19 protein-coding genes are annotated in these 22,893 nt (G+C 69.5%); 10 read left to right on the forward strand and 9 right to left on the reverse strand.

Translation table 11 applies throughout. The features are described 5' to 3' along the window. The 4 genes from rocF to AC3A6R_RS21940 all read right to left on the reverse strand — a co-directional run bounded on the left by rocF (nucleotide 1) and on the right by AC3A6R_RS21940 (nucleotide 5,077). Nucleotides 1-933: an arginase gene (gene rocF, locus AC3A6R_RS21925; RefSeq protein ID WP_487862531.1), complete on the reverse strand. Its 933-nt coding sequence runs from the start codon at nucleotides 931-933 to the stop codon at nucleotides 1-3. After that, complete coding sequence (locus AC3A6R_RS21930; protein WP_487862532.1) at nucleotides 930-2,987, reverse strand: prolyl oligopeptidase family serine peptidase; 2,058 nt, start codon at nucleotides 2,985-2,987, stop codon at nucleotides 930-932. The genes rocF and AC3A6R_RS21930 overlap by 4 nt, the downstream gene beginning before the upstream one ends. 48 nt (nucleotides 2,988-3,035) lie before the next feature. Further along, nucleotides 3,036-4,298, reverse strand: coding sequence for a branched-chain amino acid ABC transporter substrate-binding protein (locus AC3A6R_RS21935; RefSeq protein WP_487862533.1), 1,263 nt, complete (start codon nucleotides 4,296-4,298; stop codon nucleotides 3,036-3,038). A gap of 65 nt (nucleotides 4,299-4,363) precedes the next feature. Continuing rightward, complete coding sequence (locus tag AC3A6R_RS21940) at nucleotides 4,364-5,077, reverse strand: TetR/AcrR family transcriptional regulator (protein ID WP_487862534.1); 714 nt, start codon at nucleotides 5,075-5,077, stop codon at nucleotides 4,364-4,366. A 118-nt stretch (nucleotides 5,078-5,195) separates the two neighbouring features. Here AC3A6R_RS21940 and AC3A6R_RS21945 point away from each other — a divergent pair, with 118 nt between their 5' ends. The 4 genes from AC3A6R_RS21945 to AC3A6R_RS21960 all read left to right on the forward strand — a co-directional run bounded on the left by AC3A6R_RS21945 (nucleotide 5,196) and on the right by AC3A6R_RS21960 (nucleotide 12,020). Further along, complete coding sequence (locus tag AC3A6R_RS21945; RefSeq protein ID WP_487865632.1) at nucleotides 5,196-6,809, forward strand: AMP-binding protein; 1,614 nt, start codon at nucleotides 5,196-5,198, stop codon at nucleotides 6,807-6,809. An 11-nt stretch (nucleotides 6,810-6,820) separates the two neighbouring features. Further along, nucleotides 6,821-10,126, forward strand: a complete 3,306-nt coding sequence (locus AC3A6R_RS21950) for an acetyl-CoA carboxylase family protein (RefSeq protein WP_487865571.1) — start codon at nucleotides 6,821-6,823, stop codon at nucleotides 10,124-10,126. 125 nt (nucleotides 10,127-10,251) lie between these two features. Beyond that, nucleotides 10,252-11,523, forward strand: a complete 1,272-nt coding sequence (locus AC3A6R_RS21955; RefSeq protein WP_487865572.1) for an SGNH/GDSL hydrolase family protein — start codon at nucleotides 10,252-10,254, stop codon at nucleotides 11,521-11,523. A 119-nt stretch (nucleotides 11,524-11,642) separates the two neighbouring features. After that, nucleotides 11,643-12,020 carry a YXWGXW repeat-containing protein gene (locus tag AC3A6R_RS21960; protein WP_487865573.1) on the forward strand — a complete coding sequence of 126 codons (378 nt, stop codon included), beginning with the start codon at nucleotides 11,643-11,645 and terminating at the stop codon, nucleotides 12,018-12,020. Between the two features lie 24 nt (nucleotides 12,021-12,044). On the opposite strand, the gene purU is transcribed toward AC3A6R_RS21960, so the two are convergent. Continuing rightward, entirely contained in the window at nucleotides 12,045-12,920 is an 876-nt protein-coding gene (purU, locus tag AC3A6R_RS21965; RefSeq protein WP_487865574.1) for a formyltetrahydrofolate deformylase, read from the reverse strand. A 70-nt stretch (nucleotides 12,921-12,990) separates the two neighbouring features. Here purU and aptA point away from each other — a divergent pair, with 70 nt between their 5' ends. Beyond that, the gene (aptA, locus tag AC3A6R_RS21970) at nucleotides 12,991-14,325 is read left to right on the forward strand and encodes an omega-aminotransferase AptA (protein WP_487865575.1); all 1,335 of its coding nucleotides are present in this window, start codon (nucleotides 12,991-12,993) and stop codon (nucleotides 14,323-14,325) included. 16 nt (nucleotides 14,326-14,341) lie between these two features. Here aptA and AC3A6R_RS21975 read toward each other — a convergent pair whose 3' ends face one another. Then, a complete protein-coding gene (locus AC3A6R_RS21975) occupies nucleotides 14,342-15,187 on the reverse strand; it encodes a ChaN family lipoprotein (RefSeq protein WP_487865576.1) in 846 nt (281 codons plus the stop codon). Nucleotides 15,188-15,245: 58 nt separating this feature from the next. Between AC3A6R_RS21975 and AC3A6R_RS21980 the strand changes: the two genes are divergently transcribed. Beyond that, on the forward strand, nucleotides 15,246-16,310 hold the full coding sequence (locus AC3A6R_RS21980; protein ID WP_487865577.1) for an AbrB family transcriptional regulator: 1,065 nt from the start codon (nucleotides 15,246-15,248) through the stop codon (nucleotides 16,308-16,310). A 67-nt stretch (nucleotides 16,311-16,377) separates the two neighbouring features. On the opposite strand, the gene AC3A6R_RS21985 is transcribed toward AC3A6R_RS21980, so the two are convergent. Together AC3A6R_RS21985 and AC3A6R_RS21990 are read right to left on the reverse strand one after the other, a co-directional pair. After that, entirely contained in the window at nucleotides 16,378-16,656 is a 279-nt protein-coding gene (locus AC3A6R_RS21985) for a BTH_I0359 family protein (RefSeq protein ID WP_487862555.1), read from the reverse strand. Between the two features lie 141 nt (nucleotides 16,657-16,797). Beyond that, nucleotides 16,798-18,000 (reverse strand): DUF3108 domain-containing protein, encoded by a 1,203-nt coding sequence (locus tag AC3A6R_RS21990; protein ID WP_487865578.1) that lies wholly within the window; start codon nucleotides 17,998-18,000, stop codon nucleotides 16,798-16,800. 123 nt (nucleotides 18,001-18,123) lie between these two features. On the opposite strand from AC3A6R_RS21990, the gene AC3A6R_RS21995 reads away from it, so the two are divergent. Both AC3A6R_RS21995 and loiP read left to right on the forward strand, forming a co-directional pair. Continuing rightward, nucleotides 18,124-19,194 carry a fumarylacetoacetate hydrolase family protein gene (locus tag AC3A6R_RS21995; RefSeq protein WP_487865579.1) on the forward strand — a complete coding sequence of 357 codons (1,071 nt, stop codon included), beginning with the start codon at nucleotides 18,124-18,126 and terminating at the stop codon, nucleotides 19,192-19,194. 92 nt (nucleotides 19,195-19,286) lie between these two features. Further along, nucleotides 19,287-20,051, forward strand: coding sequence for a metalloprotease LoiP (loiP, locus tag AC3A6R_RS22000; RefSeq protein ID WP_487862543.1), 765 nt, complete (start codon nucleotides 19,287-19,289; stop codon nucleotides 20,049-20,051). 18 nt (nucleotides 20,052-20,069) lie between these two features. On the opposite strand, the gene AC3A6R_RS22005 is transcribed toward loiP, so the two are convergent. Continuing rightward, nucleotides 20,070-20,861, reverse strand: a complete 792-nt coding sequence (locus tag AC3A6R_RS22005) for a helix-turn-helix transcriptional regulator (protein ID WP_487865580.1) — start codon at nucleotides 20,859-20,861, stop codon at nucleotides 20,070-20,072. A gap of 83 nt (nucleotides 20,862-20,944) precedes the next feature. On the opposite strand from AC3A6R_RS22005, the gene AC3A6R_RS22010 reads away from it, so the two are divergent. Beyond that, nucleotides 20,945-22,657 carry an FAD-dependent monooxygenase gene (locus tag AC3A6R_RS22010; protein ID WP_487865581.1) on the forward strand — a complete coding sequence of 571 codons (1,713 nt, stop codon included), beginning with the start codon at nucleotides 20,945-20,947 and terminating at the stop codon, nucleotides 22,655-22,657. Then, on the forward strand, nucleotides 22,654-22,887 hold the full coding sequence (locus AC3A6R_RS22015; RefSeq protein WP_487865582.1) for a hypothetical protein: 234 nt from the start codon (nucleotides 22,654-22,656) through the stop codon (nucleotides 22,885-22,887). Before AC3A6R_RS22010 ends, AC3A6R_RS22015 begins: the two co-directional genes overlap by 4 nt. The last annotated feature ends 6 nt before the right edge of the window (nucleotides 22,888-22,893 follow it).

Genomic DNA, 22,893 nt, shown 5'->3' on the forward strand with positions numbered 1-22,893 from the left:
TCAGCGCACCAGCGTCGACTTGCCGAACAGGCTCTGCAGCAGCTCGACCGCGACCTCGGCGGTCTGGTTGCGCACATCGAGCGCGGGATTGAGTTCGACGATGTCGGCAGAGCCGAGGCGGCCGGTGTCGGCGATCATTTCCATGCACAGCTGCATCTCGCGGTAGGTCGGGCCGCCGCGCACGCCCGTGCCCACGCCGGGCGCGATGCCGGGGTCGAGGCAGTCGAGGTCGAAGCTCACATGCAGGTGGGTGTCCTCGTCCACGTCCTGCAGCGCCTCGGTCATGGTGGTGCGCATGCCGTGCTCGTCGATGTGGCGCATGTCGAACACATGCAGGCCGAGCGTGCGGATTGCTTCCTTCTCGTCGGCATCGACGCTGCGGATGCCGATGAAGCGGATCGCGTCGTGCTCGACCGCCGCGCGCTCGCCGCTCCAGCCGGTGAGCGCAGCCGGGCCGTGCCCCAGCAGGCACGACACCGGCATGCCATGCAGGTTGCCGCTCGGGCTGGTGGTCTCGGTGTTGACGTCGGAGTGCGCGTCGAGCCACAGCACGCGCAGTTTGCGTCCGCGCTTGCGCGCATGCCACGCGACGGCGCTGATCGAGCCGATCGCGAGGCAGTGGTCGCCGCCCAGCATGAGCGGCACGTGGCCGGCACCGAGTGCGGTGTCGATGGCGGCGTACACCGAGCGGTTCCAGGCGATCACCTCGTCGAGGTGCCGCAGACCGTTGGCCGGCAGCGTCCACGGCGTGGCCGGGCCCGCGAGGTTGCCGCGATCGATCAGCTCGAAGCCCTGCGCGGAAAGCGCCTCGGGCAGGCCCGCCACGCGCAGCGCATCGGGACCCATGCCGGCACCGCGCACGCTGGCGCCCACGTCGGTCGGTGCGCCGATCAGTTCGAGTACGGTGGCGCCGCTGCTGTTGCTGCTCGTCATGCCGATCGCCCGATGTGCTGCCAGAGAAAGGCGTAGCCCAGCGCATCCATGAAGGCCGCGGCCTTGTTGTCGGCCGCCGCGCTGTGGCCGCCTTCCATGTTCTCGTAGAACGCGGTCTGGTGGCCCATGGCCGCGAGCTTCGCGTGCATCTTTCGCGCATGGACCGGGCCCACGCGATCGTCGCGCGTCGAGGTGGTGAAGAGCGCGGGCGGGTACTTCGCGCCGGGCTTCGCGTTCTCGTAGGGCGAGAGGGCCTGGAGCCAGGCCCATTCGGCGGGGTCGTCGGGGTCGCCGTACTCGGCGATCCACGAAGCGCCGGCCGACAGCTGCGTGTAGCGCCGCATGTCGAGCAGCGCCACTTCGCTCACGATGGCGCCGTAGAACTGCGGGTACAGCGTGAGCATGTTGCCCATCAAGAGCCCGCCGTTGCTGCCGCCCATGGCGCCGAGGTGCGCCGGCGAGGTGATGTTGCGTGCGATCAGGTGCTCGGACACGGCCGCGAAATCCTCGCAGGTGCGAAGCCGGTTCTGCTGCAGCGCGGCCTGGTGCCAGCGCGGGCCGTACTCGCCGCCGCCGCGGATGTTCGCGACCACGTAGACGCCGCCGCGTTCGAGCCATGCACGTCCGATGCTGCCGCTGTAGCTCGGCTGCAGCGAGATCTCGAAGCCGCCGTAGGCGTACTGCAGCGTCGGGTTGCGGCCGTTGGCCTGCAGGTTCTTCGGCGCGATCTCGAAGTAGGGCACGCGGGTGCCGTCCTTCGAGGTGGCGAAATGCTGGCTCACGCAGAAGCGCTCCGCGTCGAAGAAGGCGGGGCTGTGCTTCAGCGGCGCGGGCTCGCCGCCGCCGACGGTGCCGATGTAGAGCGTGGTTGGTTGCAGGAAGCCGCTCACCGTGAGGAAGTAGTCGTCGTTCTCGTCTTCGTCGATGCCGCCGGCCGCGATGGTCGACAGCGCCGGCGCACCGCCCAGCGGCTCGCGCCGCCACGGCGTTTGGCCCGGTTGCGGCGTGAGCACCTCGAGCTTGTTCACCACGTCGTGCATCACGTTGAGGATCAGGTGGTGGCGGGTCCACGAATAGTCGTCGAGTGCGGTGGTCTCGCCGGGCTCGAACAGCACCGTGAGCTCGCGCCGGCCCGCCATCCAGTCGTCGAAGCGCGCGGCCAGCAGCGAGCCGGGTGCATGGGTGGTGCTGCCCACGGTCCAGGGGCTGCGCGGCTCCACGAGCATCCACTCGCGCGTGATATCGGTGTTCGCGTCGTCGGGCACGTCGATCTTCACGAGCCGGCCGTCGCGCGTGCGAAGCCAGGTCTCGCTGTCGTAGAAATCCATCTGGCGCGAGACGAAGTCGCGCTCGAAGCCGGGCGTGGTGTCGCGCCAGGCACTGGCCGTCATGTCGTCAGTGCCGGCCTCGTAGACGGTCTGGGCGCTGGCCAGCGGCGTGCCGCGGCGCCATTCCTTCACGATGCGGGGATAGCTCGAGGTGGTCATCGAGCCCGGGCCGAAATCGGTGGCCACGTAGAGATGGTCGATGTCCTTCCACGCGACGCTGCTCTTGGCCTCGGGCAGTTCGAAGCCGCCGGCCACGAACTGCTTGTCTTCGAGATCGAACTCGCGCACCACGTCGGCATCGGCGCCGCCGCGCGAGAGCGACAGCAGGCAGCGCCGGTAGCCGGGCTGCAGGGTGTCGGCGCCGTGCCAGACCCAGTTCTCGTTCTCGGTCGCCGCGAGCGCATCGAGATCGAGCACGGTCTCCCACGCGGGCTGCGGCTTGCGGTATTCGTCCAGCGTGGTGCGGCGCCAAAGCCCCTTGGGGTGCTTGCGGTCGCGCCAGAAGTTGTAGAAGAAGGGCCCGATCTTGCGCACCATCGGAATGCGGTCGTCGGCATCGAGCACCTCGAGGATGCCCTCGGCCATGCGCTCGAATTCCGGCGATGCCGCATAGCGCTGCACGGTGGCCGCGTTGTGCTGGCGGGCCCATTCGAGCGGCTCGTGGCCGTCGATGTCCTCGAGCCAGAGGTACGGGTCGGATGGCGCGGGCGAAACGGGAGAGGTCATGCGCGCAGTGTACGAAGCCTGCGCCAAGACCATGCCTTGCGCGGGTTTTCAGCGTCCGGGGCGCACCATCTTGCAGTCGGTGCCCTGCGCCAGTTCGTTGCCGGTGTAGACCGCGTCGGTGCGGAAGCCGTAGTCGGTGCCTTCCCAGCCCACCTTCACGGCCTTGCCGTCGACCGGTGCGATGGTGTTGACCACCTGCGGCAGCAGCAGCTGATGGTCTTCGGCGCGCATGCGCACCGGGCCCACCACCGAATCGAAAGTCATGTCCTCGAGCGCGCTCGCCACCTTCACGCTGTCGGTGCTGCGGGCCTTGTTGATGGCGGCGGCCAGCATGCGCGGCGTGAGGTCGATGCGCGGCGCGAGAAAGTCCTTGCCGGTCTTGGCCTTGTAGGCCTTGGCGAGCGCTTCGGCGCGCGGCGTGTCGGCCTGGCCCGGGTGCCATTCCGCGACCCAGGTGAGCTGCCCTGTCTTGGCCTGCGACACTGCGAGCACCGTGCCGGGCACCGAGCCCGCGCTGTGGTTGAAGTAGCGCAGGTTGTAGCCTGCGTCGCCCGCGGCCTTCAGCAGCAGGGTCATGTCCTGGCCCCAGTTGCCGGTGATCACCGAATCGGCGCCGCTCTGGCGAATGTTCGCGATGTAGGGCGAGAAGTCCTTCACACGGCCGATCGGGTGCAGGGTCTCGCCGACGAACTTCACGTCGGGCCGCGCCAGGCCCACCATCTGGCGGCCGTAGCTGGCCCACTGCTTGCCGTGGGCGTAGTCCTGGTTCAGCAGGTAGATCTTCTGGACGTCGGGCGTCTTCTTGATGTAGTTGGCCAGCGCCTTCATCTTCATCGCGGTGTTGGCCTCGGTCTGGAAGTGCCAGAAGCTGCAGTTCTTGCCGGTCATCTCGGGATCGACCGACGAGTGGTTCAGCACGATCAGTTCCTTGCCCGGGTTGCGCTGGTTCCAGCGGTTCGCCGACTGCACGAGCGCGGCGACCACAGACGACCCCGAGCCGCCCGTGATGATGGCCTTGGCGCCCTGGTCGATCGCGGCCTGCAGCGCGCTCTGGCTCTCCTGCGCCGAGAGCTTGCTGTCGAACTGCAGCAGTTGCAGCTTGGTGCCGCCGAGCACGCCGCCCTTGGCGTTGATCTCTTCCACGGCGAACTGGATGTGCGTCAGCATCAGTTCGCCGACGTTGGCGAAGGGCCCAGACAGCGGATCGATGTAGGCGACCTTGTAGGTGGCGTCCTGCGCCTGGGTCGTGCCGGCGAGGGCCATCAATGTGGCGAATGCGACAGGGGCGAGGCGTGCGGTCTTCGGTGTCATTGCTGTTTGTCTCCCATGGTTGTCAAGAAAAACACTTCGCGGCAAAGCCGGCGGCCTCCGCGCCTTCAGCGCGGCGCCGGCGTGCGAAGGCCGATCACCCGGGTGGCGAGCCGGGTGAGTTCGGCCGTCACCTCGTCGGGCGAGAGTCGGCCATTCGGGCGGTACCAGGTGTAGAGAAAACCGGGCAGGCTCAAAGCCGCCAGCGCGGTGATCTTGGTTTCGGTGAAATCGAGGTCGCCGTCGCGCCGCGCTTCCTCGAGCAGCGGGCAGAGCAGTTCGTAGAAGTGGTTGGCGAGCTTCTTGGCCGCCGCCAGGTACTCGGGCCGGTACACCTGCGGTTCGCGGTACGGAAAGAAGGCGCAGGGGTGGTGTGCCACGGTTGCGCGGATCAGCCGCTCGATGCCTTCGAGCACCTTCTCGCTGGCGCGGCGCGGATCGTTGGCGGCGAAGTCGAGCGCGGTGAAGCAGTCGACCGTGGGGCGCCACGACAGCACCTCGAAGATCTCCTGCTTGTCGCGGAAGTAGTAGTACACGAAGGGCTTCGTCACGCCGAGTGCGCGCACGATCTGCGCCATCGTGGTGTTGGCGTAGCCCTGCGCGGCGAAGAGCCCTGCCGCAGCCTGCAGGATGCGCTCGCGCTGCACGTCGGTGCCCTGCGTGGCAGCCCGCTGCCGCCCGGTGCCCTGCGGCAGGTCGGTTCGCATGATGGGCTGCCTTGCCGCCGCAGCGGCCTGGCCGCGTGCAGAGGGTTTGTGCCGTGTCGCCGAAGTTATACCCATGGGTAGGATTGTTCGTGCACCATGCACCATTGGCAAGCGCCTGCCCTGCACAGGCGGCTATCGATAACCCTGAGGAAGTGACGCCATGGAGACAACAGCAACGGCCACGCCACGCCCGATGAGCGAACTGCCGCCTCGGCTGCAACAGCCACTGCACGCGTACCTGCACACCCATGCGCGCGAGCGCGGCGAGCGTGCGGCCTGCATCTGGTACGGCCACACCATGACCTGGGCCGAGCTTGACCGCGCAAGCGATGCCTTCGCGGCGCGGCTGCAGGCCATCGGCGTGAAGAAGGGCGAGCCGGTGGTGCTCTTTCTTAACAACTGTCCGCAATACCTTGTCGCGCACTTCGGCATCCAGAAGATCGGCGCCATCGTCTGCCCGAGCGGGCCGCTCAACAAGGAGCACGAGCTCGCCTACCAGGTCAGCGACCTGAAGGCCCGCGTGATCGTTGCGGCCGCGTCGCTGCTGCCGGTGGTTCGCAAGGTGCAGCCCGACAGTGCGCTCGCGCACGTGTTCGTGGTGCACTACGCCGACTTGCTGCCGGCCGAGCCCACGCCCGCGCTGCCGGCCGAACTTGCGGCGGAGCGCGGCATCGCGCGCAGCGTGCCCGCCGGGTGCGAAGACTTTTTTGCAGTGATGCGCAGCGGTGCGGTGCCGCAGCCCGTGGTCGTCGATCTCGACGACGTCGCGCTCATGACCTACACCTCGGGCACCACGGGGCTGCCGAAGGGCGCGATGCTGAGCTACGGCAATGCGCTTTTCAAGACGCGCGCCGCGGCCGACTGCAACGGCGTGACGGACCAGGACGTGCTGCTGTCGATCGCACCGCTCTATCACATCGCGGGCATGCTGATGGGCGTGAACGTGCCGGTGCTCACGGGCGCGGCGTCGGTGCTGCTGCACCGCTTCGACCCGCGCGCCGCGCTGCAGGCGGTCGCGGCGTACCGGGTGAGCTGGTGGTACAGCATCGCGCCGATGAACGTGGCCTGCATGCAGGTGCCCGACATCGCAGGCTTCGATCTCTCGAGCCTCCGGCGCAATCCGGTCACGAGCTTCGGCATCGCCTTCACCGAGCCGCTCGCCGCGCAGTGGCGCACGCATGCGCCGAACTGCACATCGTTCGAAGCCGCCTACGGCCTGAGCGAAACGCACACCTGCGACACCTACACGCCGCACCATGCGCCGCGCTGGGGCACGCAGGGCATTCCGGTGCCGGGCGTGTCGATCCGCATCGCCGATGCCGACACCGGCGCCGACATGCCCACCGGCGAGGTCGGGGAGATCGTGCTGACCAGTCCCGGCACCTTCAAGGGCTACTGGAACAAGCCCGAGGCCACGGCCGCCACGCTGCGCAACGGCTGGGTCCACACGGGCGACATGGGCAAGATCGACGCCGACGGCTACCTGACCTTCATCGGGCGCTTCAAGGAAATGATCAAGGTCTCGGGCTACAGCGTGTTCCCCGAAGAGGTCGAGACCATCCTCATCAAGCATCCCGCAGTGGCGCAGGCGGCGGTGATCGCGCAGCCCGACCCCGAGAAGGGCGAGGTGGTCAAGGCCTTCATCGTGAAGAAGCCCGGTGCCGCGCTCGAGGCCGGTGCTTTGATCGCGTGGTCGCGCGAGAACATGGCGAGCTACAAGGCGCCGCGTGCGGTGAGCTTCATCGATGCGCTGCCGACCACCGGCGCGGGCAAGGTGCTGCGGCGCCTGCTCAAAGACCAGACCTGAAAGGCTTCTTCGTGTTCTCCAAAGTCCTGATTGCCAACCGCGGCGAGATCGCGGTCCGGCTGGTGCGCGCGCTCGGCGATCTCGGCATCGCGAGCGTGGCGGTACATGCGCGCGACGATGCCGAGGCGCTGCATGCACAGCTCGCCGATGCGGCCGTGGCGCTCGATGCCACCGGGCCCTCGGCCTACCTCGACATCGCAGCGCTGGTGGCCGTCGCGCGGGCGCAAGGCTGCGATGCGGTGCATCCCGGCTACGGCTTCCTCAGCGAGCGTGCCGATTTCGCAGAGGCCTGTGAAGCGGCTGGGCTCGTCTTCATCGGCCCGACGCCCGCGCAGCTCGCGCTGTTCGGCGACAAGGCGAAGGCGCGCGCGCTGGCCACGCAGTGCGACGTGCCGGTGATGCCCGGCAGCACCGGCGCGGTGACGCTCGCCGAGGCAGAGGCCTTCTTCGCCGAGCAGCAGGCCGAGGGCGCCGAGGGCGTGATGATCAAGGCGATCGGCGGCGGTGGCGGGCGTGGCATGCGCGCGGTGCTTCGGGCGGACGAACTGCCCGAGGCGCATGCGCGCTGCATGTCGGAGGCCAGGGCCGCCTTCGGCGTCGAGGGCGTGTACGTCGAGCGGCTGATGCGCCATGCGCGCCACATCGAGGTGCAGGTGCTCGGCGACGGCGCGGCCGTGGCGAGCCTCGGCGAGCGCGAGTGCACGCTGCAGCGGCGCTTCCAGAAGCTCGTCGAGATCGCGCCCAGTCCCTCGCTCGCCGAGCCGCTGCGCGCCGCGCTCACGCAGGCCGCGCTGCGCTTGGCCGAGGCCGTCGGCTACCGCGGCCTCGGCACCTTCGAGTTCCTGGTCGATGCCGCTTCGCCGACGCTTCCGTTCGTCTTCATCGAAGCCAATGCGCGCCTGCAGGTCGAGCACACGGTGACCGAGGCGGTCACCGGCCTCGACCTCGTGCAGCTGCAGGTGGCTGTGGCCGCGGGCCAGCGCCTGGAGGCGCTGGGCGTGGCGTCCGGCCGCACGGCACCGCAGCGCGGCTTCGCGGTGCAGTGGCGCATCAATGCCGAGACGCTCGACGCGCAAGGCCACGCCCGTCCCTCGGGCGGCGTGCTCGCGCGCTTCGACCTGCCCGCGGGGCCGGGTGTGCGTGTCGACACGCACGGCTATGCGGGCCTTGCGCCATCGCCGCACTACGACACCCTGCTTGCCAAGCTGATCGTGCATTCGCCTTCGGCGCAGTTCGCCGACGTGCTGCGCCGCTCATCGCGCGCGCTCGGCGAATGCCACATCGACGGCGTCGCCACCAACCTGTCGCTGCTGCGCGCCATCGCGGCACGGACCGAGTTCGCAAGCCAGGCGGTGCACACGCGTTTCGTCGAGGACCACCTGGGCGATCTGCTGGCCGCCGCCGCGGCGCTGGAGAAGAACGACGTGCGCCGGCAGCGGCCGAAGGTCCCTTCGTCCAGCGCACCGCCGCCCGCGGAAGCGGCCGACGACGGGTTGACCGTGAAGGCGCCCATGCCCGCCAAGCTCGTGCAGTTCGAGGTGGCCGTGGGCGACGTGCTGCCGGCCGGCGCGCAGCTCGGCGTGCTCGAGGCGATGAAGATGGAGCACCTGCTGCATGCGCCGGTGGCGGGCCGCGTGGTCGCGCTGCTGGCCGAGCCGGGCGACTACCTCGTCGAGGGCCAGTCGCTGGTGCGGCTCGAGGCCGTCGATGCGCACGCCGCCGAAGCCGAGGCGGGCGAGGCGCGCGACCTCGATGCGATTCGGCCCGACCTGCAGAAGGTCATCGACCGCCATGCTTTCACGCTCGACGCGAACCGCGGTGCGGCCGTCGCGAAGCGGCATGCGCAGGGCGGGCGCACCGCGCGCGAGAACATCGCGGACCTGTGCGACACGGCAGACGATCCGGCCAACTTCATCGAATACGGCGCGCTCGCCGTGGCGGCGCAGACCCGCCGCCGCACGCTCGAGGACCTGATCGCCAACACGCCCGCCGACGGCATGGTCACGGGCCTCGGCAGCATCAATGCCAGGCAGTTCGGCCCCGAGCGTTCGCGCTGTGCCGTGCTGGCCTACGACTACACGGTGCTCGCGGGCACGCAGGGCATGCGCAACCACCACAAGACCGACCGGCTGCTCGCGGTGGCGCACCAGCTCGGCCTGCCCGTGGTGCTGTTCGCCGAAGGCGGGGGCGGACGGCCGGGCGACACCGACATGCCGATCGTCGCGGGCCTGAACAACCACACCTTCAGCCAGTTCGCCGCGCTCTCGGGCAAGGTGCCGGTGGTCGGCATCGTGCACGGGCGGTGCTTCGCGGGCAATGCGGCGCTCCTGGGCTGCGCCGACGTGATCATTGCCACGCGCGCCAGCAACATCGGCATGAGCGGCCCCGCGATGATCGAGGGCGGTGGCCTGGGCACCTTCGCGCCCGAGCAGATCGGGCCGAGCAGCGTGCAGTCGCGCAACGGCGTGATCGACATCCTGGTCGACGACGAGGCCGCCGCGGTGGCGGCCGCGAAGCAGTACCTGTCGTACTTCCAGGGGCCGGTCGACGACTGGCAATGCGCCGACCCGCGCGGGCTGCGCCACGTGGTGCCCGAGAACCGGCTGCGCGTGTACGACGTGCGCGCCGCGATGCGCGGCGTGGCCGACAGCGGCTCGCTGCTCGAACTGCGCGCGGGCTTCGGCGCGGGCATCGTGACCGCGCTCGCGCGCATCGAAGGGAGGCCGGTCGGGCTCATGGCGAACAACCCGCACCACCTGGGCGGCGCCATCGACGTGGAGGCCGCCGACAAATCGGCGCGCTTCATGCAGCTGTGCAATGCGCACGGGCTGCCGATCGTCTCGTTGTGCGACACACCGGGCTTCATGGTCGGACCGGAGATCGAGGCCCAGGCGCAGGTGCGCCATGTCTGCCGCATGTTCATGGTGGCTTCGCACCTGCGCGTGCCGTTCTTCGCGGTGGTGCTGCGCAAGGGCTACGGGCTCGGCGCGCAGGCCATGACGGCCGGCGGCTTCGACGCGCCGGTGTTCACGGTGGCCTGGCCGACCGGAGAGTTCGGCGCGATGGGGCTCGAGGGCGCGGTGCGGCTCGGCTACCGCAAGGAGCTTTCGGCGGTGCCCGAAGGCGACGAGCGCGATGCGCTCTTCAAGAAGCTCGTGGCCGAGCAGTACGCCAACGGCGAGGCGATCCACATGGCGCAGACGCTCGAGATCGACGCGGTGATCGACCCCGCCGAAACGCGCACATGGCTGGTGCGCGGATTGGCGTCGGCACGGACCTCGGCCGAAGCGCCGCGGCCTTACGTCGACACTTGGTAACCATGAACCAGACCCTGTAAGGCGCGCTGTCACGGCGGCTCCGTAAACTGGACCGCTTTGCGCACATGACACTGGGTCTTCGTCGGCTTTCTTCCGCTCTGCGCCAGTTCGTTATGCGGCATGGGATGGCTGCGGCGGGCGTGCTGCTGCTTGTCGGCGCAGTGGCCGCGCAGGCGGCGCAGCCCGATGCGCGCGTGCGGCAGCCCGTCGAGGCGCACTGGGTGGCCGCCTGGGCCGTGGCGCCGGTCGACTTTCGCGAACTCAGCGCCAATCCCCTGGTCAAGGCCGCCGCGCCGCGCCCCGGTGGCGACGCCTTCCAGGGTCAGACGCTGCGGCAGCAGTTTGCATCGTCGCTGGCCGGCGAACGCGTTCGCATCCGTTTCTCGAACCGCTTCGGCAAGGCGCCGCTGCACATCGCGGCGGGCAGCGTGGCGCACGGCACGGGCGCAGGGGCCGTGTCGCCGGCGTCGCTGCGCATGCTGCGCTTCGGCGGGCGCACGGGCACCGTCGTCGCGCCGGGCGCGGAGGCATGGAGCGACGGCGTGGCGCTGAAGGTCGAGGCCGGGCAGGCCGTGGCGGTCAGTGTGTTCTTCGACCGTGCAGCCCCGTTCGCGACGGTCCACCTGCAGGCGCCTGACACGAGCTGGGTGGTGGGCGGCAACGCGGTGGCGGTGGCCAAACCCGACGACGTCGCGCCCCTGCCGCTCAATCACCTCGTGACCGGCCTCGACGTGATGACCTCGCAGCCCGTGCGCGTGGTGGCGGCCTTCGGCGATTCAATCACGGCGGGTGGCGCAGAGGCGGGCGACGGTTCGTACCCCGAGATGCTGGCCACGCGGCTGCGCGGCAGCCCTGCGGCCGCGGCGCCGGTGTCGGTGCTGAACCTCGGCATCGGCGGCAACCGGCTTTTGGTCGATGGGGTCGGGCCGAATGGGCTTTCGCGCTTTGCGCGCGACGCGCTCGGACAGACCGGCGTGACGCATGCGATCGTGCTGCTCGGCACCAACGACATCGGCCGCAGCGTGTTTCCCGGCATGCCGGGACGGCCCACGCCCGCGCACGAGGTGGCGACGGCCGAGCGCATCACCGAAGGCTTGCAGCAACTGATCAGGCAGGCCCGCGCCAAGGGAGTGAAGGTGATGATCGGCACCGTGCCGCCGTTCGGCAACACACCCTATTGGACCGAGCGTTCGGAGGCCATGCGCGCCGAGGTCAATCGATGGATCCGCAGCCGCCAGGATGTGGATGGCGTGGTCGATTTCGATGCCGTGCTGCGCGACCCCGGCAACCCGCTGGCGCTGAACCCTGCCTACGACAACGGCGACCACCTGCACCCCAACAGGGCCGGCCATGCCGCCATGGCCACGGCGATCGACCTGCGCGAATTGCAGGAGTGAGCGCCAACGAAGCGCCAGTTTTCGCGATACACCTCTACACAAGATCTCGGGCAACGCTTACAGGCGGTACACATGGGCCCTGCAGCATGAAGGTTCCAACAACTTCATGAGGGCTCCCCATGAAAAAACTCGCAATCACTCTTTCCATCGGCGCCGCTTCGCTCTTTTCCGCGGGCGGGGCGCTGATGCTTCCCACGACTGCGCAGGCACAGCCCGTGGTCACCATCCAGGTGCCGCCGCCGCCGCCGCGCTATGAGCGCGTGCCACCGCCGCGCCGCGGCTACGTGTGGTCGCCGGGGCACTACGAGTGGCGCGGCGGACGACATGTGTGGGTGCGCGGAACCCATGTGCGCGCACGTCCGGGCCATGCCTACCGCGCGCCGCGCTGGGACCAGCGTGACGGCCGCTGGGAATACCGCCGCGGTGGCTGGGACCGCGACGGCGACGGCGTGCCGAACCGGCATGACCGCCGTCCGAACAATCCGAACCGCAACTGAGGCGGGCCGGAAGCGGGCGCTGCGTCAGCGGAAAACGACCGTCCTGTGCCCGTTCAGCAGCACCCGGTGCTCGCTGTGCCACATCACCGCGCGCGCGAGCACCTGGCTCTCGGTGTCGCGGCCGCGGGCCGTGAGGTCTTCGACGGTGTCGGTGTGGTCGGCGCGCGCCACGTCCTGTTCGATGATCGGGCCCTCGTCGAGGTCGGCCGTGACGTAGTGCGCGGTGGCGCCGATGAGCTTCACGCCGCGGTCGTGCGCCTGGTAGTAGGGCTTGGCGCCCTTGAAGCTCGGCAGGAACGAATGGTGGATGTTGATCGCCCGCCCGGCCAGGCTGTTGCACAGGTCGTTGCTCAGGATCTGCATGTAGCGCGCCAGCACCACCAGCTTGGCGCCCTCGGCCTCGATGATTTCCAGCTGCTTCGCCTCGGCCTGCGCCTTGGTCGCGGCCGTCACCGGAATGTGGTGGAACGGCACGTTGTAGCTGGCCGCGAGCTGGTAGAAGTCGCGGTGGTTCGAGATGATCGCGCGCACGTCGATCGCGAGCAGGCCGCTCTTCCAGCGGAACAGCAGGTCGTTCAGGCAGTGGCCTTCCTTGCTGACCAGGATCACGGTCTTCATGGGCTCGGCCGCGGCATGCAGCTGCAGGTTCATGCCGAAGCCCGCACCGAAGCTCGCGAGCTGCTCGCGCAGCGCCGCCTCCGAATGCTCGCTGCAGGCGAAGCGCACGCGCATGAAGAACAGGCCGGTGCCGTGGTCGTTGTACTGGGCTGCCTCCTCGATGTTGCCGCCGCGTTCCAGCAGGAAGCCCGAGACGGCATGCACGATGCCCGTCCGGTCGGGGCACGAAAGGTTCAGGATGTAGGCGGGCGTGGCGGACACGGGGGGCGTTGGGGTCGTCATGAGGGGCGTGATTGTCGCAGGGGTGCCAGAATCGCGATTTTCCCCGCAGATATAACCGCAGGAGCGAGACATGGCCTACCAGGACTTCAACATGGGCAACCAGTGGCTGCCCTTCACGCCCAACCGCCACTTCCAGAAGGAGCCGCGGGTGTTCGTCGCGGCCGACGGCATGGAGTTCACCACGCACGACGGCAAGAAGGTGATCGACGGCATCTCGTCACTGTGGTGCGTGGGCGCTGGCCACAACAGGAAGCCGATCAACGAGGCGATCAAGAAGCAGCTCGACACGCTCGACTACGCGACCGCGTTCCAGATCAGCAACGACCGCGCGTTCAAGGCGGCCGAGATGATCGCCTCGCTCGCGCCGGGCGACCTCAACAAGGTGCTGTTCTGCAATTCGGGCTCGGAGGCGGCCGACACCTCGATGAAGGTGGCGCTGGCCTACCACCGCGCGCGCGGCGAGGGCCACCGCAACGTGTTCATCGGCCGCGAGCGCGGCTACCACGGCGTGGGCTTCGGCGGCATGTCGGTGGGCGGCATCCCGGGCAACCGCAAGGTGTTCGGCTCGGCCTTCCTGCCGCGCGTGGACCACATGCGCTTCATCCACGACCCGGTGAACCATGCCTACATCCACAACGAGGAGCCGGTGTGGGCGGAAGACCCGCTGATCGAGTTGGAGACGCGCATCCTGCCGCTGCACGACCCGAGCAACGTGGCCGCGATCATCGTCGAGCCGGTGGCCGGTTCGGCGGGCTGGTACCTGCCGCCCAAGGGCTACCTTAAGCGGCTGCGCGAGATCTGCGACAAGCACGGCATCCTGTTGATCTTCGACGAGGTCATCACCGGCTTCGGCCGCATGGGCACCAACTTCGCGTCCGACTACTTCGGCGTGGTGCCCGACATGCTGAACTTCGCCAAGTGCGTGACCAACGGCGTGATCCCGCTCGGCGGCGTGGTCTGCCGCGACAAGCTCTACGACGCGATGATGAAGACCGACGCGCCCGAGCACGTGGTCGAGTTCTTTCACGGCTACACCTATTCGGGCCATCCGGTAGCCTGCGCCGCGGCCATCGCGACGCTCGAGCTGTTCGAAGAGGAAAAGCTGTTCGCACGCGCCGGCGAGATGGGCACGGTGCTCGGCGATGCGTTCCACAGCGCCTTCAAGGGCCTGCCCAACGTGATCGGCATCCGCAGCCTCGGCCTCGCCGCGGCGGTGGAGCTCGCGCCGATCGCGGGCGCGCCGGGCAAGCGCGCCTACGACATCTTCCTGGACTGCTTCCGCAACGGGGCGCTGGTGCGGCCCGCAGGCGACGTGCTGGTGATCGCGCCGCCGTACATCGTCGAGAAGCAGCACATCGACACGTTGGTCAACACGCTGGCCGATTCGATCAGGAAGTCGGCCTGAGGCGACGGCCGCTGCGCTACGGCCGGCCGCGCAGCGCGGCGCAGTAGTCCTTCGGCGGCAGCGGGGGCGTCAACCAGACGGCGTCGTATTCCGACCGGGTCCGGGCCGCTTGGTTGGGGTCGGGCGACTCGCCGGCCTGGAGCCGGGCGGCCTTGACCGTCACGTCCGTCGGCAGGTGCTGCGGCACGCCGAGCGCCTTGGTGGCATGGCCGGCACCGGCGATCAGCAACACCGTCTTGCCGGGCTGGCGTGCCTTGACGACCGCCTGGGCCATCGCGCGGTCGCGGCCCACCTGGATGCGCGTCATGGGGCCGATCTGTGATTCGGGCAGCAGCCCGCAGTGGCCTTCGCGCACCGCGTCCTGCTGCGCCCGGTAGGCCTCGCCGGCGAGCTGCGCGTCGAGGGAGACGTCGGCCATGGCGTTCTTCATGCGCGCACGCGGCAGGTTGCCGCCGATCACGGGCACGCTGGCGCGCACCGCCGCCATCACGGTCGGCCCGTAGTGCGCCCAGGGCCAGGCCTTGTCGTTCCAGGCGAGCGAAGCCCGCACCTGCGCCTCGGTGGCCTTCGGGCCGAGCGAGACGGCGCCGGTGCCTTCCTCGGCCATCTCGAGCACCAGCGCCGCCAGCCGGCCCTGGCCGGCCAGCGCCTCGACGGTCTCGCGCTCGATCGCATGGTGCGCAGGCGCGTCGTGCTGCTCGCCGAGGATCAGCACGTCGGCCGGCAGCAGCGCGGCGGCGCGCTGCGCGATGGGGGCATCGGGCTTGTGCTGCAGGCCCGTCGTGCAGGCGGAAAGCGCCACGGCGGCAAGCAGGAGTCCGAGGATGCGGGAAGCCCGCGCAGGGGAAGGGAGGCGTTGCATCGCGCCATACTATGCGTTGGCATGTGCACGCCGTGCCGTCCATTTCCGCTTTTTTCCCGTGCCGTCTTTCCGCTTTCTGGTTCGCGTGCTGGCCACGCTGTTGCTTGCACTCGCCGCGGCGGAGGTCTGCCTGGCGCTGCACACGCCCCTGCCCTGGATGATCGGTCCGCTGCTCGCGGTGTCGGTGGCCTCCATCGCCGGCGCGCCGACCGCGAGCTTCACGCCGCTGCGCAACGCGGGCCAGTGGACCATCGGCACGGTGCTCGGGCTTTATTTCACGCCGCAGGTGGTGGCGCTGGTGGCAGGCATCTGGTGGGCCATTGCGCTCGCGATCGCCTGGGCCCTGCTGCTCGGCTGGGGCTTCGGCCACTGGTTGCATGCCCTGCAAGCCAAGCGGATGCCGCATGTGCCGCCGAAATCGATGAGAGCCACCACTTACTTCGCGGGTGCGATCGGCGGCGCATCGGAGATGACGCTGCTGTCCGAATCGGCCGGGGCGCGCACCGACCTCGTGGCCGCTGCGCACAGCCTGCGGCTGGTGGTGGTGACCATCGCCATTCCGTTCGCGATGCAATGGAGCGGGCTGCACGGGCTCGAGACCAACCTGGCCGCCCTGCGCGAGGTGAATGCCGGCGGGCTCGCCCTGCTGGCGGTTGCCACCGGCATCGGCGGGCTCGCGATGCGTGCGCTGGGCCGCACCAATCCATGGTTCATGGGTGCGCTGCTGGTGGCGATGGGGCTGACCGTGGCGGGCCTGTCGCTGTCGGCGGTGCCGACGTGGCTGTCGAACACCGCACAACTCGTCATTGCGGTGAGCCTGGGCGTGCGCTTCAGCCGCGAATTTCTCTACACGGCGCCGCGCTGGCTCGGCGCGGTGGCGCTGGGCACGGTCGCGATGCTGGGGCTCTGCGCCGGGGCGGCTTGGCTGCTGGCCTGGGCCACGGGGCTGCATCCGGCCACCATGATCCTCAGCACCTCGCCGGGCGGCATCGCCGAGATGTCGATCACCGCCAAGGTGCTGCAGCTCGGCGTGCCCGTGGTCACGGCGTTCCAGGTCTGCCGGCTGGTCGCGGTGCTGCTGCTCGTGGGGCCGATGTACCGCTGGATCTACCTGCGCAAGTGACCGGCGGCGGCGCCAACGAAAAAGCGCCCGATCGGGCGCTTTTCTCGGTGGCCGCAGGCGGACGGTCTCAGTGGACGAGCACCGGCGTGTGCGCCAGTTCGGCGTAGCCCTCGAGCGTGTCCTCGACCTCTTCCTGGGTGGGGGTGTTGAGCTGCCACGCGGCGATCTGCTGCTGGAACAGCTCGGCCCAGGAACCGTCGAGGTAGACCTCCTTGCCGGAGCGCTTGTCCACGATCTCGAAGCCGTGGCGTTCGAGCACCGGCACATTCGCAAGCGCCGGGGTGTCGCTGTCGTTCGGCTGCACGTGCACGACGACGAAGGACTCCGAGTCGTAGAGCATGTTCATTGCCGGGCCTGTGAGGATGTCGATGGCGTTCATTGGGTGTACATAGCAATCAACGCGCCAGTTTCAAGGCGGGTTGTCCGCGAAGTAGCGAAAACGCATTAATTCCTATGCTTCCTGTGGTTTGATGTCTTCACCTTCGCGTCAGTTAGCAGGCCCGGCGGGAAGGGATTCGCGCAACTGCATGTCGGCAAAGTCGCCGTCGGGTTGTGTCTGTTTCATCCGTACCGGCAGGTAGCCGAGCGCCGGCGCGAGCCAGATCTCGATCTTGTCGTCGCCTTCGCGTCGCGGGCTGCGCGTGAGCTTGCGCACCGCATAGCTGCCGGCCGGAACGCTCATCTGTTCCTCCCCTTCGACGACGAAGACCCAGACACCGGCGTCGCGCGGGCCGACGGTCTGGACCGCGATGCGGCTGCCGGGCGGGTAGCGCCCCGGATCGCCCGCCAACATGCCGCCGAGCTGCATCACCACGCTGAGCCGGTCTTGCGCGCCGGGCTGGAGCGGCACCGGCGGCGCGTTGTTGCTGAACATCACCTGGCCCTGGTCGCGCAGGAAGTGCGAGGCCACCTCGCCCTTGCGGCTTTCGGAGAACTGCGCCGGCTCGATGCCGGTCGGGCCGATGTGGCCGGTGCTGTGCTGGCTGCGGATGGTGCGGAACAGGAATTTGAGCGACAGGCGTGCGTCGTAGCTGCTGCCGTCCTGCAGCCAGACCAGGTCGCCGAAGACGCCCTGCATCGGCGAGGTGCCCTGTTGCCCGGTGACGGCGAAGGCCAGCTTCACCGAGCCCGGGATGCGCAGCGATTCGGAGCCGACGACCTGACCCTGGTTGGCGCCGGCCGCACCGGCACCGTCGCCGTTGGGCGCGGCGTTGCCGGCGCCGGCTGCGGCGGCGGTGGCCGCGCCGCTTGGTGCACTGGCGGCTTGTTCGGCGGGGGTGGCGCCGGGGTCGATCGCGGCCTCTACCGCGGGCGCCGGCGCCTCGGGCGGCGGCGGCGCCGAAACCCGGGGTGCCGGCGCGGGCGCAGGTGCAACGGCCGGCCGTGGCCGCAGCGGACTCGCCTCGCGCGGCCGCCTCGGTTTGGTTGGCGGTGCCGGCCGGGCCTCGGCAGGCGCCGCGGCCGCAGGCGGTGCCGGGGGCGGGGCTGGCGGCGCGATGACGATGGTCCGCGTGCTGAACCGGCTCGCGAGCGGCGACGGATCGGGCCCCATGGCCGTGGGCGCGAGCCCGAGCAGCAGCAGGTGCGCCAGCGCCACCGCCAGCGTCAGCCCGGCGAGCGCGCGCCAGGACGGCCGCGCCGGCGGCGGCGCGGCGGGCGGCGGCAGGGAGGCGGCGGCGAGCGTCGGCATGGGGTGTGGAGTGGCCGTGCGGCGCGGAGGTTCACCCGGAACACCTCGGTACACTGCCGGCCAATCACCCAGTTTAGTGGGGGCGCGGCGCCGCTGCCGGGCCCCTGCCCACGCATTGCCATCATGAAACTCGCCACCCTGAAGGACGGCTCGCGCGACGGCCAGCTCGTCGTCGTCTCGCGCGACCTCACGCTCGCCCACTACGCCACGGGCATCGCCAGCCGGCTGCAGCAGGTGCTGGACGACTGGGGCTTCATGAGCCCGCAGCTGCAGGACCTGTACGACGCGGTCAACACCGGCCGCGCACGCCATTCCTTTCCGTTCGACCCCGCGATGTGCATGGCGCCGCTGCCGCGCGCCTACCAGTGGGCCGACGGCTCGGCCTACCTGAACCACGTCGAATTGGTGCGCAAGGCGCGCAACGCCGAGGTGCCCGAAAGCTTCTACCAAGACCCGCTGATGTACCAGGGCGCGAGCGACGACTTTCTCGGCCCCACCGACGACGTGGTGGTGCCGAGCGAGGCCATGGGCATCGACTTCGAGGCCGAGATCGCGGTGGTCACCGGCGACGTGCGGATGGGCGCCACGCCCGAGCAGGCGCTCGACGGCATCCGGCTCGTGATGCTGGCCAACGACGTCAGCCTGCGCAACCTGGTCCCGGCCGAGCTGGCCAAGGGTTTCGGCTTCTTCCAGAGCAAGCCGGCCACCGCCTTCAGCCCCGTGGCCGTGACGCTCGACGAGCTCGGCGAAGCCTGGCAGGACGGCCGCGTGCACCTGCAGCTGCAGAGCAGCTGGAACGGTCGCAAGGTCGGCCTCTGCGATGCCGGTACCGAGATGACCTTCCATTTCGGTCAGCTCATCGCCCACGTCGCCAAGACGCGCAACGTGCGCGCCGGCAGCATCGTCGGCAGCGGCACCGTGAGCAACAAGGGCGTCGAGAAGAACGGCCGCATGGAGTGGCCCAAGGGCTATTCGTGCATTGCCGAGAAGCGCTGCATCGAGACGATCCAGGACGGCGCGCCAGCGACCGAATTCATGAAGTTCGGCGACACCATCCGTATCGAGATGAAGGGCCTCGACGGCCGTTCGCTGTTCGGTGCGATCGACCAGGAAATCGTGTCGATGAACGGGCGGCCGAAGGAGGCGCCGGTGTCGCTCGTGGACCGCCCAGCCGCGGACCTGGCCGAAGATTGATTCCGATGCCGCCAGGGCCATCGGCCCCAGCGGTGCAACCGGGGCGAATCCGCGCCCCATCCACAACTGAGAAAAAAGAGGAGTTGTTTCCGATGCGTTATTTGCCACTTGCTGCCGCTGTCATTGCCGCCACCGCCCTGGTCGGCTGCGAAACCCTCCAGAAAGTCGACACCGGCGCGCTGGCCCAGGCCGGCGGCTCGGCCTTCAAGGCCATGTCGCTGACCGACGGCGAGATCACCACCATGTCCGACCAGTCGTGCGCCGCCATGGACCAGAAGAACCAGATCGCGCCGGCCGGCAGCCGCTACGCCACGCGCCTGGCGCAGGTCGTCAAGCAGATGCCGAACACGGTCAACGGCAAGGCCGCGAACTACAAGGTCTACATGACCAAGGACGTGAATGCCTGGGCCATGGCCAACGGCTGCATCCGCGTGTACAGCGGCCTCATGGACCTGATGAACGACGACGAACTGCGCGGCGTGATCGGCCACGAGATCGGCCATGTGGCGCTCGGCCATTCGAAGTCGCGCATGCAGACCGCCTACGCCGCCTCCGCGCTGCGCGGGCTGGCCGGTGCTGCGGGCGGCGTGGCGGCGCAGCTGTCGCAGTCGCAGGCGGGCGAGCTGGGCGAGAAGTTCGTCAACGCCCAGTTCTCACAGGCGAACGAAAGCGCAGCCGACAACTACTCCTTCGACCTGCTCACCGAGCGCAAGCTCGAGCGCAAGGGCCTGGTCACCGCTTTCGACAAGCTCGCCAAGCTGAGCAGCGGCGCCTCCGGCAGTTCGCTGATGAGCTCGCATCCGCCGTCGGCCGAGCGCTCGGCACGCATGCAGAAGCGCCTCGACGGGGCCAAGTAACAGAGAGAGGCTCGCGCGCTACGGGCGCGCCTCCCCGGCGCGCAGCAGCAGCTCTTTTTGCGAGCGGATGCCGAGGCGCCGAAACGCGCGGTACTGGTGCGTTCGAACGGTCGTGAGCTCGACGCCGAGCGCGCGTGCGGCCTCCTTGGCCGTGTGGCCGGCCATCAGCTGGCCGATGACCTCGCGCTCGCGCAGGCTCAAGCCCAGCAGCCTCGCGGTGAAGCCGGGCGCCACCGCCTCGCGCGCGGCCACCGTGCTGCGGCCATGGGCCACGGTGGCGTCGGCCAGCAGCGTGGCGTGGCGGGCGATGGCCAAAAAATCTCTCTCACCGAATTCGGCCTGCGCGAGGCTGCGGTAGAAGCTCACTGCCACGCGCTGGCCCGCCGGCGTGAGCAGCAGCACCGAGGCGCGTTCACGGATGCCCACGTCGCCGTAGCAGGCCGCGCGGTAGGCCGGGTCGGCCACTTCGTCGGCATGCTGGTGGCCGAGCCAGAGCTGCGCCCGCTGCTTCGGCAGCTTGCGCGTCGCGAGCCAGGCCATGTTGGCATCGAGCTGGTCGAAGCGCTGCGCCACGTAGCGCTCGGCGGTGCGTTCGGCCGTGGTGCCGTAGCTGCTCGCGGCCGAGACCGCCTCGATGCGGCCGGCCACGTCGACCGCGAACACGGTGCAGAAGGTCACCGGCATCACGCGGTGCATGGCCGCAAGGCAGCTTGCCGCGAGGTGCGGCGTGCCGATGCCCGCGAGCACGTCGCCGACGATGGCGGCCGACAGCGGCTCGTCGGCGGTGGGGTGGATGCGCCAGCGCTTCATCCGGCGTTCTGAAGTCCAAGGGTATTCACTTCATACGAAGTTACGACAACGGGCGTCGCCAGCCATCGGGACAATCCCGCTGCATGACGAATCCTTCCGAACTGCCGGCCTCGGTCGGCGCCTTTCACTACACGCGCCATGCCGCGCGATGGCCGGCGCTCGACCCCGAAGGCATCGAGCCGGGCCGCCATCCCGTGGTGATCGCGGGCGGCGGGCCGGTCGGCATGGCGCTCGCGCTGGGGCTCGCCAACCACGGCGTGCGCAGCGTGATCCTCGAGGCCGACGACACGGTCTGCGTGGGCAGCCGCGCTGCCTGCATCTCGCGCCGCAGCCTGGAGATCATGGAACGGCTCGGCGTGCTGCCGGCCTTCCTGGCCAAGGGGCTGGCATGGACCGGCGGGCGCAGCTTCTACAAGACCGAGGAAGTGTTCCGCTTCGAGATGCCGCATGACGAGCGGCAGAAGCTGCCGCCGATGATCAATCTCGAGCAGTACTACATCGAGCAGTACCTGCTGGACGAGATCGAGCGCCGCAACGCGGCGACGCCGGGCCTCATCGACCTGCGCTGGGCCACCGAGCTGACCGGACTGGCCGAGGACGCCGAAGGCGTGCTGCTCGACGTGCGCCATCCCGAAGGCAGCTACCGGCTGCAGGCGCAATGGCTCGCGGCCTGCGACGGCGGCCAGAGCTTCGTGCGCAAGGCGCTGGGGCTCGCGCTGGAGGGCACGGCCTACGAGGGGCGCTACGTCATCATCGACATCGAACTGCACAGCACGCACCCGACCGAGCGCCGCGCGTGGTTCGACCCGCCGTGGAATCCGGGCTCGACCGTGCTGATGCACCGCCAGCCCGACGACATCTGGCGCATCGACTACCAGCTCCGCGCGGGGCAGAGCACCGAGGAGGCGCTCGAGCCGGCGGCGGTGGCCACGTTCGTGCAGCGCCACCTCGACGCGATCGGCGAAGGCCACCTGCCGTGGAAGACGGTCTGGACCTCGGTCTACCGCGCCGGTGCGATGACGCTGGCGAACTACCGCCACGGCCGCGTGCTGTTCGCCGGCAATGCGGCGCATGCGATGCCGATCTTCGGTGTGCGCGGCCTCAACTCGGGTTTCGACGATGCGGACAACCTGGCCTGGAAGCTGGCCTTCGTGGCGCGCGGATGGTCGGATGCCGCGCTGATGGATTCGTACTCGCAAGAGCGCATCGGCGCCTTCCACGTGAATGCCGAAAACGCGATGCGCAGCACCGAGTTCATGTCGCCGCCGTCGCGCGGCTTCGACCTGCTGCGCGAGGCGGCGCTGTCGCTGTCGCAGCGGCATCGCGGCATTGCGCAGCTGATCAATCCGCGCCAGACGCAGGCGGTGCGCTATGCCGATTCGCCGCTGTCGAGCGAGGGCGATGCGCTGCCGGCAGGGCCGCTTGCCGGCGAGGTGATGCCCGAACAGCCGCTCGCCCAGGGCCACCTGACCGACTGGATCGGCCCGGCTTTCACGCTGCTCGTGCTGCGGCCCGACGGCGCAGCGGATGCGCCGCCGGCGAACGAGCTCGCGCAGGCGAGCCGCCAAGGCGCCTGGCCGTTCGTGGTTCGCACCATCGGCGGAATGGCCGTCGAGGGCGCCGATGCGCAGGCGGGCCCGGCCGTGTTCGAGGCGCTCGGCGCTGGCGGCGGCGCCGTCTACCTGCTGCGCCCCGACGGCCATGTGGCCGCGCGCTGGCCTCGCCTGCCGGCCGGCGCGCTGGCGCAGGCGCTCGCACGCGCCGCTGCCGCTCTTTCGAAGGAAACCACCGCATGACCACGACGACGACGCCCATCCCCGCATCACTGCCGCCCGAGGCCCGCGACCGGCTCTATGCCGAGTGCGCGCGCGCGATCAGCGAGGCGGGCCCCGAGCGCGAATCGCTGTTTTTGGCGCGGCTGGCGCTGCTGCTGTTCGAGCAGGTCGGCGACGAGGCGCGCTGCCGCACCGCGCTGGCCGACGCATTGCATGCACTGCCCGTACCATCGCTGTCCGCGCCCGAATAAATAACA

The sequence above is a fragment of the Variovorax sp. Soil_C_19 genome, from assembly GCF_057657255.1.